Below are 12,296 nucleotides of genomic sequence, written 5' to 3' on the forward strand. Positions count from 1 at the left end.
AGGCACCCCCATGGCGCGATCACCCTACGGCAACTACGGCCACGCGATCCTGACCGCGGGAGCGCTGCGCACGCCCGACCGGGTGGCGCTGACGTACTGCGGCGAGCGGAGCCTCACCTACGACGAGCTGAACCGGGCCGTCAACCGCCGCGCGAACGCCCTGCTCGGGGCCGGGATCACCCCGGGGCAGCGGGTGGCGGCGCTGCTCAACGAGACGCTGCTGGTCGCCGAGGTCTACCTCGCCCAGGCCAAGATCGGAGCGGTGACGGCGGCGCTCAACCCGTACTGGCCGGTCGAGACGCTGCGGGCGGTGGTGGCCGCCTCCGGGTGCACGGCCTTCGTGTACGACCCCACGGTCGCCCGGGTCGTCGAGGAGATCAGGGACTCCCTCCCCGAGGTCACCACCTGGATCGAGGCCGAGGAGCTGGCCGGCGGCCCGGAGGAGGAACCGCCGCCGGCCGGCTTCCACGACGACCCGCTGGCCCTCTACTACACCTCGGGCACGACCGGCCTGCCCAAGGCCGTCGTGCACACCCACGCCTCCTCCCTGGCGACCGCCCAGATCTGGCTGGACGTGCCGCGCGGCCCCGACTCGGTGTTCGGCACCGGCGCGATCATCTGGGGCATCGGCTTCCCCGCGATCGTCGGCCCGGCCCTGTACGCGGGCATGCGCCTGGTGCTGGAGCAGGATTGGGGACCGGCGAACTTCCTGCGCGTGGTGCCGCGCGAGCGGGTCACGCACGTGTCGCAGATCCCGTCGTTCTACGCGGCCCTGCTGGGGTCGTCCGAGCACGAGGGGGTGGACCTGTCGTCGATCCAGGTGATCATGCTGGGCGGCGAGCCGCTGACCGCGACCATGCTGGACCGGATCAAGACCAGGCTGCCCGGGGCCGGGGTCTACTCCTACTACGGGCAGACCGAGGCGCCGTACACGTGCATGGGCCGGGTGGACGACGGCTCGACGCCGCTCGGCTCCTCCGGCCGGGCGCGCACGGGCAACGCCGTACGGATCACCGATCCGTCCGGCGCCGCCGTGACCGGCGAGGTCGGCGAGATCAACCTGGCCGGGCCGCACCGCATGGCCGGCTACGACGGGACGGACGACCAGGGCGTCCTGCGCGGCGACTGGTACGTGGGCGGCGACCTCGGGACGCTGTCGGCCGACGGCGTGCTGCGCGTCCTCGGCCGCCGCGAGGACTCGATACTCAAGCACGGCCAGTGGACGCAGCCCGCCACGATCGAGGAGGCAGTCTCGGCCCTGGACGGCGTGGCCGAGGCCGGCGCGGTGGGCGTCCCCGAGGGGGCGGCCGAGCAGCGGGTGCTGCTGGCGGTCGTGCCGCGCGCCGGGCAGTCGCTGGACGCCGCCAAGCTGTCGCTCGCCCTGGCCGACACGCTGCCCCCGCACCAGAGGCCCGACCACATCGTGGTGACCGGCGAGCTGCCGCACTCGCAGGACGCCTCCGGCGGCCCCGGCAAGCTGCTGCGCCGCCGGATCCGCGAGCAGCACGGGCACCTGCTCGGGTGAGCGCCCAGGAGCACGAGGGCCGGGAGAGCCCCCGCGAGCACGAGGGCCGGGAGAGCCCCCGCGAGCACGAGGTCAAGGCGCTGGTCGCGGCGGCCGGGGTGCCGGTGCCGCGCGGGGTCGTGGTGCGCGACCTGGACTTCACGGCGGCCGGGGAACTGGCCGGGCCGCTGGTGCTGAAGGCGTTCGGGCCCGGGCTGGTGCACAAGTCGGAGGCGGGGGCCGTACGGCTCGGCCTGCGGGCGGACGGCCTCGCGGCGGCGGCCGAGGAGATGCGCTCCCGGCTCGACGTGGAGGGGTTCCTGGTCGAGGAGCAGGCGCCCGCCGGGGTGGAGCTGATCGTCGGGCTGGTCGGCGATCCGGGGTTCGGCCCGGTGCTGCTGGCCGGGCTGGGCGGCATCTGGACGGAGGCCATGCGCGACACCGCGCTGCGGCTCTGCCCGATCTCCGAGCGGGACGCCCGGCTCATGCTGGACGAGCTGCGCGGCTCGGCGCTCCTGCACGGCCACCGCGGCCGGCCCCCCGTGGACGTGGACGCCGTGGTCAAGCTGCTCATGACGGTCGGCGGCCCCGGCGGGCTGTGGGAACGGCTGGAACTGGGCGAGTTCGAGCTGAACCCGGTCATCGCCACCCCTTCCGGCGTGACCGCGGTGGACGCCCGGTACCTGCCCGGCGAGGCCCGCCCGTCCGCCGCCCGCGAGCCCGCGGACTTCCTGCCGCTCTTCGAGCCCCGCGCGGTGGCCGTCGTCGGCGCCTCCGCGAGCAGGCCGAACTTCGGGAACATGTTCCTCGACTTCTACCAGGCCGCCGGCGTGCCGCTGGTGGCCGTGCACCCGTCGGCCGCCGAGGTGTCGGGGGTGCCCGCGGTGCCGTCGCTGGCCGCCGCCGACGTGGACTACGCGCTGGTGGCGGTGCCCGCCGAGCGGTGCGCCGAGGTGGTGCGGCAGGCGTCGGGCATCCCGTACGTGCAGGTGATGAGCGGCGGGTTCGGCGAGGCGGGACGCGCGGACCTGGAACGCGCGCTGGCCGGGGCCGCCCGCGCGGCGGGCGCCCGGCTGCTCGGGCCCAACTGCATGGGCGTGTACTGCCCGCGCGGCCGGCAGACGTTCGTCGGCGGCGGCCTCGGACCGGCCGGGACGGTCGCGCTGATCTCGCAGAGCGGCGGGCTCGCGGGCGAGGTGATCAAGGTCGGGGAGCGGCGCGGGCTGGCGTTCAGCCGGGTCGTCACCGTGGGGAACGCGGCCGACGTGACCCCCGCCGAGCTGCTGTCCTGGCTGGCCCGCGACCCCGAGACCCGGGCCGTCGGGCTCTACCTGGAGGACCCGCGCGGCGGCCGGGAGCTGCACGAGGCGTTGCGCGCGGCCGGGCTGCCGGTGGCGCTGCTGGTCGGCGGGCGCAGCTCGCAGGGGCAGCGGGCGGCGCTCTCGCACACCGGCGGCATGGTGAGCGACCTGCGGGTGTGGGCGGCGGTCGCGGCCCAGACGGGCACGGCGCTGGTCTCCTCCCAGGACGACCTGATCGGCGTGCTGGCCTTCTTCCAGGCGCACGGCTCCCGCGTGACGGACGGCGACCGGGTGCTGGTGATCGGGCCGAGCGGGGGCGCGGGGGTGCTGGCGGCCGACGCGTTCGACCGGGCGGGCGTGCGGCTCGACCCGCTGCCGGACGGCGCGCTCGACGGGCTCGGCCTGGCCGCCGCGGGCAACCCGCTGGAGGTGCCGGTGGGGCCGCGCGGGCGTCCGGCGCTGGTGGCGGAGGTGATCGAGGCGGTGGTACGGCGGCAGCCGTACGCGGACGTGGTCGCCCACGTGAACGTGCAGAGCTTCTTCACCTACGGCGACGCGGCCGAGCCCCTGTACGCCTACACGCGGGCCCTGGCCGGCGCGCAGGAGGCGCTGCCGTGCGTCAGGATCACGCTCGTCACCAGGAACGGCGAGTGCGCGCCCGCGGGCGTGGCGGACGAGGTACGGCGGATCGCGGCGGCGGCGGGCATCCCCGTCTACCGCTCCATGGAGGCGGCCGCGGCGGCCGTCGCGGCAGGAGGTAGTCATGGGGCTGCTTGACGGCAAGGTCGCGCTGATCACGGGCGGGGCCAGGGGCATGGGCGAGTCGCACGTGCGCCTGTTCCTCGAAGAGGGCGCGCGGGTGGTCTTCGGCGACGTGCTGGAGGAGGAGGGCAAGGCGCTGGCCGCCGAGACCGGGGCCACGTACGTGCGGCACGACGTGCGCAGCCCCGGCGAGTGGCGGCGGGCCGTGGACACGGCCACCGAGCTGCACGGCCGGCTCGACGTCCTGGTGAACAACGCCGGCATCCTCACCTACGGCCGGATCCAGGACATGGCGCCCGAGGACTTCGACCGGGTGATCGACGTGAACCTCAAGGGCACCTGGCTGGGGGTCAAGTCGGTGATCGACCCCATGAAGGCGGCCGGGCGCGGCGCCATCGTGAACATCTCCTCGATCGAGGGCTTCGTCGGGGCGGAGGGGTTGTCGGCGTACGCGGCGTCGAAGTTCGCGGTGCGCGGGCTGACCAAGTCGGCCGCGCGGGAGCTGGCCCGCTTCAAGATCCGGGTGAACTCGGTGCATCCCGGGGCGATCAACACGGCGATGGCGGTGAACCCGGACCTGATGGCCGAGGTGGACGCGGAGGCGTTCGTGAAGTCCATGGTCATCAAGCGGTTCGCCAAGCCGGTGGAGGTCTCGCACGTGGTGGCGTTCCTGGCCTCGGACCGGGCCAGCTACTGCACGGGGAGCGAGTTCACCGTCGACGGGGGGCTGCTGACGGGGGCGGGCTACTAGACCTCCGGCCCCGAGAAGTGGCTCTTTTGTTCGTGTATCACCCGTTTTCGACACATTCGGCGGCTCGATTGAGCTGCGATTATGCGTCCGGTGATGTCTTTGCCTGCTCTTGGGGTGTGCTTGACCTTGGTCACGAAGCGGTAACCTCGCAGCGCACGAGACCACAGGTTTCCGGTTTTGCCACACATGTCCCGGGTTACCCCCAGGTACCCCGGTATGTGTGGATAAATCCGGATCTTGACCGGAAGGTTCCCCCATACTTCCATGACGCCCGAGATGCAGAAGTACATCGACCTGCTCGAAAGCCAGCTCGGCTACTCCGAGAAGGGCGGTGCGTACACCAAGTTCGGCGACTGGTACGGCAAGACCGTCGAGTTCGACGCCGACTACTCCGCCGCACCCTGGTGTGACATGTACCTCTCCTGGGCCGCGCACAAGCTCGGCTACCACGAGTGGATCGGGCAGTTCGCCTGGACCGTACGGCACGCCGAATGGTTCAAGGCGCAGGGGGCCTGGGGGAAGACGCCCAAGCCCGGCGCGTTCGTCTTCTACGACTGGAGCGGGACCGGCAAGATCGACAACATCGACCACGTCGGCATCGTCACGCGGGTCGAGGGCGACACGATCTTCACCATCGAGGGCAACATCGACGGCGGCGTCGCCAAGCGCAAGGAACGCGACACCGGCAAGGTCGTCGGCTACGGCTACCCCGAGCGCATCAAGGCGCGCCTGGACGAGGAGGCGGCCCAGAAGCGGGCCGACGAGCAGGCGGCGACGCCCGCCAGACCCGGCACCGACGTGGGAACGCTCCAGCTTCCCGACGACTCGCTCAGCTCCCTGATCCCGCACGTCGAGCAGGAGCGCACGGCCGAGGTCCCGCTCGCCGCGCGTCCGAAGGCCAAGGCCGACAAGCCGGGCAGGACCACGGCGTCCTCGCCGTCCGCGTCCCCGGCGGTGCCGTCCTCGTCCGCCTCGTCCGGCTCGTCCGCGACGGCGGCGACGGCGGCGACGGCGGCGACGGCGGCGACGGCGACGACGCCCGTGCCGACGACGGCGGCGGGGAAGTCGGCCCAGAAGTCCAAGCACGCCAAGGCGACGACGGCCGGCACCACGTCCAGCACCGCCGAGCCCCTCCCCGCGCTCGTGGACGCCTCCGCGCCGGGCGCGCTGCCCACGATCGCCTCCCCGACGCTGGTCGGCTCCGCCCTGATCGCCGCCCTGGCCCTCCTCGCCCTGGCGAAGACCCGCCAGCACCGCCTCCGCCCGGCCACCGCGTCCGCGAGGGCCACCCGCGTACGCACCACCGCCACGCCGCGCGTCCCCCTGACCCTCTCGCCATCGGAGAGCGTCCCCCTGCCCTCTGCGGCGGCAAGCATCACCCTGAGCTCCACCCCGGAAAACATCACCCTGAGCCCCGCCGCGACAGCCGCCGCTCTGAGGGCCGCCGCGGAAGCCGCCGCCCTGAGCTCCGCTTCGGTGGACGGCGGCACCATGGGCGTCCCCGTGCCCGCTTCGGGGACGCGCTCCAGGCGCGGCTCCCACGCCGCCCCCTCCCGCCACCGTCGTCGCCGCAGGCCCTCGGAGACGCGTCACGAACACACCCACCCCACCCAGCACCGCGCCACCCCCACCCCCTTCGCCCCGAACCCCGCAAGCACCTCCTCCCCCGCTCGGCCAGGCGCCTTGGACCTCGCAACCAGCTCTCCCGACCCCACTCGTACGGGCCCCTTCGAGCACGCGGCCAACTCTCCCGAGTCCGGGTGGGCGGGCCCCTTCGAGCACGCGGCCAACTCTCCCGAGTCCGGGTGGGCGGGCCCCTTCGAGCACGCGGCCAGCTCTTCCGAGTCCGGGTGGGTGGGCGGCTTTGAGCTTGCTGCTCCTACTCCCGAGCTCAGGGCCGGGAGCAGCGGGTTCGAGGGCGATGGGGATGCCTTTGAGGCGTTCACCGATCGGATGGCGCCGCCGCGGCGGCTCGACAGCGCTTCGTTCCGGCGCACCCTCAACACGGCGCCCGACACGGCCCCCGACACGGCCCCCGACACGGCGCCCTTCGACCCCATGTTCGACACCGGCCCGATGGTCCCGATCTCGCTTCCGCCGGCGACGAGCACGTTCAGCGCCTTCTCCCCCAGCCCCCGGCCGGGTGCGGAGGTCGCCGCCCGTACGAGGACGACGCCACGCGCCGCGGAGGCGTCCGGGATCGGCGCGACGTACCAGGGCCGTCGCCGTCGCATCGAGCCCCTTGCCGACGCGTACGCCCCCGAGCCCGCCTCCTTCGCGGACGAGCTCGTCTCCTTCACCGCCGACCCCACCCCGCGCGGCCGCCGCCACCGACGCGCCGCGACCACCGCGACCGCGGGGACCACCGTGAGCCCCATGCCCCCGCAGAACCCGTGGAGCCCGCACCAGACGACCGGCGGCGGCACGAGCACCATCGGCACCTTCATCCAGGACGCCCCCCTGCGCGGACGCCGTCACCGCGCCCCCACCCGCGAGATCGTCAGCACCCCCGACTGGGGACGGCAACCCGCCTGAGCCGACCGCCCCCGCGCAGGGGACGCCAGCCCACCCCACGTGGGGGACGCCAGGCCACCCCGCGCAGGGGGCGTCAGGCCACCCCGTACTCGGCGGCGAACGCGGCCAGGCGGGTGACGGCGTCGCGGCTGCGCGTCCAGGGGCGGACGATCAGCCGTTCCACGCCCAGCTCCTCCCAGGCCGCCACCTCCTCCGGGGAGCCCAGCGCGTACGCGTGCGCCGTGACCGGCACCCCCGCCCCCAGCCGCGCCATCTGCGGCCTGATCGACTCGATCGTGTGCGGCATGCTGATCCATCCGTCACACAGCCGGGACGCCCGGCGCAGCGCCGCCGCCGACTCGCCACCGGCCAGCACCGGCAGCCGCCCCTGTACGGGCTTGGGCTCGAAGGCGACCTCGGGAAACCGGTAGAACCGTCCGGAATGGGCGACCACGGGTTCGGTCCAGAGTCGCCGGACGACCTCGATGACCTCGTCCAGGCGGGCGCCGCGGGTCTCGAAGGGCAGTCCGGCCGCCGTCCACTCCCCTCGGTACCAGCCCGCGCCCACGCCGCAGATGGCCCGTCCGTCCGAGACCACGTCCAGGGTGGCGAACGCGCGGGCCGCGACGAACGGGTGGCGCAGGGCCGGCAGGTGCACGGCGGTGCCGAGCCGGACGCGCGTGGTGAGCCCGGCCAGCCAGCACAGGTAGGCCGGGGCGTCGAACAGCGGGGTCGTCGGCTTGATGCCGGGGTCCTCGGTGCCGGGATAGACGGCGAGCGACAGGTCGGTGGCGAACACCAGGTGCTCGGGCAGCCACACCGACTCGAACCCCAGCTCGTCGGCGGCCACGGCCACGTCCTTCCAGGCATCCGGATGCAACAACCCCAACGGGACGCCGTACTTCACACGCACCTCCACAGACCACCGCCGGGCAGGACGCGGTACCTCACGGAAACCTCCGCAGGCCGCGGGTGTGCAGGGAGGTGCGGACGCGTTCGCGGTGGGCGGCGGCGGTGCCGTGGGCGGCCGACAGGGACCAGGCACGCGCGAGCCAGAACCGCAGGTCCAGCTCCTCGGTGTAGCCGATCGCCCCGTGGGTCTGGAGGGCGACCCGGGCGGCCAGGGTCGCCGCCTCGCCCGCGGCGGCCTTGGCGGCGCTCGCGTCCCGCTCGGCCGTGGGCGCGTCCCGGTCGACGGACAGCGCCGCCCGGTGCACCAGCGGCGCGGCGAACTCGACGGCCACCGCCACGTCGGCGAGCTTGTGCCGGACGGACTGGAAGGATCCGATCGCCGCGCCGAACTGCCTCCTGACCCCCGCGTACGACACCGAGACCGCGAGCAGCTCCCGCGCGACCCCGACGAGCTGGGCGGCGGTCGCCACCGTGACGGCCCGCACCGCGAGCGCAACCCGATCCGCACCGATCCCATCGGAACCACCCAGCTCCGACGACCGGACGCCATCACCACGACCCGACGGCCAGGCGGGGTCGTGACGGGGCAAGGGGTCGAAGGCGATGGCGAACATCGGGCGGCACGGGTCCACGCCCGGCACCGCCGTGAGCCGCACCTCGTCCCCCGCCGGCACCCGGACCTCACCCCCGGTACGCGCCACGACCAGCACATCGGCGAGATCGGCATCCGCCATGTACGCCTCCCCCGGCAACGACACCCCCACGCACACCCCGCCCGAGGCGAGCTTGGGCACGCGCGGCACCAGGAAAGCCGCCGCCACGGCCGTCTCCACCACCGGCCCCGGCAGGCACGCCCGCCCGGTCTCCTCGACCGCGGGCAGCACGTCGGTCAGCCCGAGCCCGAGCCCGTCGAGCTCCGGCGGCAGGAGCAGCCCGAAGAACCCCAGCTCGGCGAGCCGGTCCCAGGCCGGACGGCGTTCGGTCCGCAGCGCGCCGGGCGGGCAGTGAGCCCGCAGCACGTCGCGTACGGTCGCCCCCAGGGCGAGTTGCTCGTCGGTGAAGGCGAAGTGCATGAGGGCGACTCCAGAGGGGTCATCGGGGCAGGCCCAGGACACGCTCGGCGATGATGTTGCGCTGGATCTCGTTGGTGCCCGCGTAGATCGGCCCGGCGAGGGAGAACAGGAAGCCGTCCAGCCAGCCCGTCCCGCCGGCCCGGTCGCCGAGCAGTTCCATGGCCAGCTCGTGCATGCGCAGGTCCAGCTCCGACCAGAAGACCTTGCCCATGCTGGCCGCCGCCCCGATCTCGGCCCCTGCCATGATCCGGCGGGCGGTGGCGAAGGTGTGCAGCCGGTACGCCTCGGCCGCCGTCCAGCAGCGCGCGGCCTGGTCGGCGAGGACGGGGCCGGCGTCCATGGCCAGCTCGACGAGGCGGTCGGCGGTGGCGAGGAATCGGCCGGGGCTGCGCAGGGTCAGGCCGCGTTCGGAGGAGGTGGTGGACATCGCGATCCGCCAGCCGTCGCCGGGCTCGCCGAGCACCGCCGAGTCGGGCGCGAACACCCCGTCGAAGTGCAGCTCGGCGAACCCGGGCAGGCCGTCGAGCTGCGCGATCGGGCGGACGGCGACCTCGTCGAGGGGGAAGAGGAAGTACGTCAGGCCCTTGTGCCGCGCGCCGGAGGTGCGGAAGAGGCCGAAGCCGTGGGAGGCGTGGGCGGCGCGGGAGCTCCAGGTCTTGTGGCCGTACAGGAGCCAGCCGCCGTCGGCGCGTTCGGCGCGGGCGGTGAGCGCGGCGAGGTCGCTGCCGGCCTCGGGCTCGGACCAGGCCTGCGCCCACACGTCCTCGGCCGTCGCCATCCGGGGCAACCAGCGCCGCCGCTGCTCGGGGGTGCCGAACCGCATGAGGCTGGGGGCCAGGAGGAAGATGCCGTTCTGGCTGACCCTGGCGGGGGCGCCGGCGGCCCAGTACTCCTCCTCGAAGATCAGCCATTCGATCAGGGACGCGGCGCGGCCGCCGTACTCGCGGGGCCAGGAGACGACCGACAGCCGCTCGCCGGCCAGCAGCGCCTCCCACGCGCGGTGCGCCTCGAAGCCTTCGGGGGTGTCCATCGGCGGGAGCCGCTGCGGCACGTGGGCGGCCAGCCAGTCGCGAACCTCGGCGCGGAAGTCCAGCTCGGCCGGGGTGAAGTCGAGATCCACGGAAACCAAACTAGCGCACGCTTGGTCTACTGGCCAGGGCGCCGCCCGTCCGCCTAGGGTGGGCGTCGTGCAGGGTCTTCTGCTCCGGCTTTCCACGCTGGACACCGACGCCGAGAGCGCGGTGCGGGTCATCGCCTACTTCGACTCGCTGGTGCGCGATCACGTGACCGTGCCCGTGCTGCTCGCGGCCACCGCACGGCTGGCCCAGTGTCCGGTCGGCCTGCACGACGCCGCCGCCGGCGACCGCCGCCTCCGGGTGGACCCGAACGCCCGCACGACCCCGCGCGCCACGCCACACCCCGGGGCCTCGGCGCAGGTCAGGGAGTTGAGCGGCGGGCTGGGCAGTGTGTGGATGGAACGCGAGGGCGCCCCCCACGGCCTCGACGACATCGTGCTCGAACGGTTCGCCGCCGCCGCCGAGCTGACCTTGGAACGCGCCGCCGTACAGGCTCACCAGGGCCGGGACCCGGCGCTGGTCGAGCTGGTGCTGTCGGCCGAGACCGGCGAGGCGGAACGGGCGCGGGCGTTGCGGCTGCTCGGGTTCGCGCCGTCCACGCCGCTCCAGGCCATGGCGTTCGCCCTCCCCCACGAGCGGCTCGCGGCCGGGTTGCGGGCCATGGGCCACCGCGTGCGCACGGCCAGGATCGGCGACACCCAGGCCGTGCTGGTGGCCACCACCGTCGACGGCGAGCCGCCCGAGGGTTCCCGCGTGGGCATCGGCCCGGAGCTGCCCGGGTCGCACGCCGCCGAGTCGTGGGCCAAGGCCCGCACCGCGCTGCGTTTCACCGGCCCGTACGACCGGGTGGTGCGCTGGACCGACCTCGGCGCGCTCGCGCTGTTCGCCGACCTGCCCGGCACGGCCGTCGCGGAGCCGGCCGTGCCGGGCGATGGCGCGGCTGGGCGAGGATCACCTGCTCGCGGTGCGCGCTGTGCTCGGCCGGGTCGGTACGGGCCGCCGCCACCGAGATGCACCTGCACCACAGCTCGATGGCGGGCCGCATCGCGCGGGCGGAGTCGGTGCTGGGCTTCTCCCTGGCCGACCCCGCCGGACGCCTGCGCGCCCACCTCGCCCTGACCCTGCGACGCCTGCTCGCGAACGCCACCCCCGACACACCCACCTGAGCGAACGCCGCCGCTATAGCCGGTACGCCCGTCCGAGCGCGGCCAGCCGGGTCTCCCGCGCCCGCCTGCTCAGCGCGGTGTCCGGCACCATGGCGTCGAACCCGTGGAAGGCCCCGGGATAGAGGTGGAACTCGGTGGACACCCCGGCCCGGGCCAGCCGCTGCGCGTAGTCGATGTCCTCGTCCCTGAACACCTCCAGCTCGCCCACGTCGATGAACGCGGGCGGCAGCCCCGACAGGTCCTCGGCCCGCGCCGGCGCCGCGTACGGCGGGACGTCCGGCCCGCCCGTCCGCTCGCCGAGCAGGGCGGACCAGCCGTAGAGGTTCGCGGCCCGGTCCCAGACCACGGCCTCGGTGAACTCCCGGCTCGACGGGGTGGTGTTGCGGTCGTCCAGCATCGGGCAGACCAGGAGCTGGAAGGCCACCTCGGGGCCGCCCCGGTCGCGGGCGAGCAGCACGGTCCCGGCGGCCAGCCCACCACCCGCGCTGGCCCCGCCGACGGCCAGCCTGGCGGGGTCGATGCCCAGCTCGCCGGCGTTCTTGGCGGTCCACACCAGGCCCGCGTAGCAGTCCTCGACCGGTGCCGGGTGCGGGTGCTCGGGCGCCAGGCGGTAGTCGACGGAGACCACCACGACGCCGAGCCGCTCGACGTACTCGATCATCGTGGCCTCGTCCACCTCGGGCACGCCGACGATCATGCCGCCGCCGTGGATCCAGTAGAGACCGGGCCTGCCGGCGTCCTCCAGCGCGGGACGGTAGACGCGGACCCGGACGTCCGGTTCGCCGTCGGGGCCGGGGACGTGACGGTTCTCGATCAGCACCTCGCCCTCGGCGGGCGGCATGGCGGCCAGCATCGCGTTGATCTGGGCCCGGTACCCGGCCAGTTCCTCTGGCGTGAGGGTGGTCACGTCGAAGGTGGGGAACGGCGTGCTCTCCAGAGCGGCACGCAGTTCCGGATCGAGGTTGGGGTGGAACGCCATGAGGACTTCCTTCCACGGAGGGGGCCTGACGTCCCCCTCGATGGTCGGATCCCGCGCGGGGGTGCGGCAACCGCCATCCCCGCGTACCTGTGCCGGCGCGACCTGGCCGAGGGGACGCTGGTCGCGCTGGCCGAGCCGGAGGAGCCGCCGATCAACACCGGCTACCTGGCCGTACGGTCGGGGGCGCTGGCCAGGTCGGCCGTGGCGCGGGTACGGGCCCACCTGCTGACGGCGTTCCGGGCGGCGCCGCCGTACTGA

General features: G+C 74.3%; 10 protein-coding genes. 6 read left to right on the plus strand and 4 right to left on the minus strand.

Features of this window, described 5'->3' with window-relative positions; genetic code table 11:
* Nucleotides 1-10: 10 nt before the first annotated feature.
* The 4 genes from ACIHAD_RS38455 to ACIHAD_RS38470 all read left to right on the plus strand — a co-directional run bounded on the left by ACIHAD_RS38455 (nucleotide 11) and on the right by ACIHAD_RS38470 (nucleotide 6,853).
* The gene (locus tag ACIHAD_RS38455) at nucleotides 11-1,525 is read left to right on the plus strand and encodes a class I adenylate-forming enzyme family protein (protein ID WP_397359675.1); all 1,515 of its coding nucleotides are present in this window, start codon (nucleotides 11-13) and stop codon (nucleotides 1,523-1,525) included.
* Nucleotides 1,522-3,582 carry an acetate--CoA ligase family protein gene (locus ACIHAD_RS38460; protein WP_397359676.1) on the plus strand — a complete coding sequence of 687 codons (2,061 nt, stop codon included), beginning with the start codon at nucleotides 1,522-1,524 and terminating at the stop codon, nucleotides 3,580-3,582. The genes ACIHAD_RS38455 and ACIHAD_RS38460 overlap by 4 nt, the downstream gene beginning before the upstream one ends.
* Nucleotides 3,569-4,318, plus strand: coding sequence for a glucose 1-dehydrogenase (locus tag ACIHAD_RS38465; RefSeq protein ID WP_397359677.1), 750 nt, complete (start codon nucleotides 3,569-3,571; stop codon nucleotides 4,316-4,318). Before ACIHAD_RS38460 ends, ACIHAD_RS38465 begins: the two co-directional genes overlap by 14 nt.
* A 264-nt stretch (nucleotides 4,319-4,582) precedes the next feature.
* Entirely contained in the window at nucleotides 4,583-6,853 is a 2,271-nt protein-coding gene (locus tag ACIHAD_RS38470; RefSeq protein WP_397359678.1) for a CHAP domain-containing protein, read from the plus strand.
* Nucleotides 6,854-6,926: 73 nt separating this feature from the next.
* Here the strand turns inward: ACIHAD_RS38470 and ACIHAD_RS38475 are convergent, their stop codons facing one another.
* The 3 genes from ACIHAD_RS38475 to ACIHAD_RS38485 are packed head-to-tail and all read right to left on the minus strand — an operon-like array spanning nucleotide 6,927 to nucleotide 9,937.
* Nucleotides 6,927-7,739, minus strand: a complete 813-nt coding sequence (locus tag ACIHAD_RS38475; protein ID WP_397359679.1) for a TIGR03619 family F420-dependent LLM class oxidoreductase — start codon at nucleotides 7,737-7,739, stop codon at nucleotides 6,927-6,929.
* A gap of 40 nt (nucleotides 7,740-7,779) precedes the next feature.
* Complete coding sequence (locus tag ACIHAD_RS38480) at nucleotides 7,780-8,817, minus strand: acyl-CoA dehydrogenase family protein (protein ID WP_397359680.1); 1,038 nt, start codon at nucleotides 8,815-8,817, stop codon at nucleotides 7,780-7,782.
* Nucleotides 8,818-8,836: 19 nt separating this feature from the next.
* Nucleotides 8,837-9,937 (minus strand): acyl-CoA dehydrogenase family protein, encoded by a 1,101-nt coding sequence (locus ACIHAD_RS38485; RefSeq protein WP_397359681.1) that lies wholly within the window; start codon nucleotides 9,935-9,937, stop codon nucleotides 8,837-8,839.
* 987 nt (nucleotides 9,938-10,924) lie between these two features.
* Here ACIHAD_RS38485 and ACIHAD_RS38490 point away from each other — a divergent pair.
* A complete protein-coding gene (locus ACIHAD_RS38490; RefSeq protein ID WP_397359682.1) occupies nucleotides 10,925-11,059 on the plus strand; it encodes a hypothetical protein in 135 nt (44 codons plus the stop codon).
* Nucleotides 11,060-11,072: 13 nt separating this feature from the next.
* Here the strand turns inward: ACIHAD_RS38490 and ACIHAD_RS38495 are convergent, their stop codons facing one another.
* A complete protein-coding gene (locus ACIHAD_RS38495; protein ID WP_397359683.1) occupies nucleotides 11,073-12,038 on the minus strand; it encodes an alpha/beta hydrolase in 966 nt (321 codons plus the stop codon).
* Between ACIHAD_RS38495 and ACIHAD_RS38500 the strand changes: the two genes are divergently transcribed.
* Nucleotides 12,027-12,296 carry a hypothetical protein gene (locus tag ACIHAD_RS38500; protein WP_397359684.1) on the plus strand — a complete coding sequence of 90 codons (270 nt, stop codon included), beginning with the start codon at nucleotides 12,027-12,029 and terminating at the stop codon, nucleotides 12,294-12,296. The two genes, ACIHAD_RS38495 and ACIHAD_RS38500, sit on opposite strands and share 12 nt — an antisense overlap.

This window comes from Nonomuraea sp. NPDC052265 (assembly GCF_044547985.1).
Lineage (GTDB): Bacteria > Actinomycetota > Actinomycetes > Streptosporangiales > Streptosporangiaceae > Nonomuraea.

Coding starts and splice junctions, on each gene's coding strand:
- ACIHAD_RS38495 (WP_397359683.1), bottom strand. CDS start 12,038: ATGGCGTTCCACCCCAACCTCGATCCGGAACTGCGTGCCGCTCTGGAG.
- ACIHAD_RS38480 (WP_397359680.1), bottom strand. CDS start 8,817: ATGCACTTCGCCTTCACCGACGAGCAACTCGCCCTGGGGGCGACCGTA.
- ACIHAD_RS38465 (WP_397359677.1), top strand. CDS start 3,569: ATGGGGCTGCTTGACGGCAAGGTCGCGCTGATCACGGGCGGGGCCAGG.
- ACIHAD_RS38455 (WP_397359675.1), top strand. CDS start 11: ATGGCGCGATCACCCTACGGCAACTACGGCCACGCGATCCTGACCGCG.
- ACIHAD_RS38490 (WP_397359682.1), top strand. CDS start 10,925: ATGGCGGGCCGCATCGCGCGGGCGGAGTCGGTGCTGGGCTTCTCCCTG.
- ACIHAD_RS38470 (WP_397359678.1), top strand. CDS start 4,583: ATGACGCCCGAGATGCAGAAGTACATCGACCTGCTCGAAAGCCAGCTC.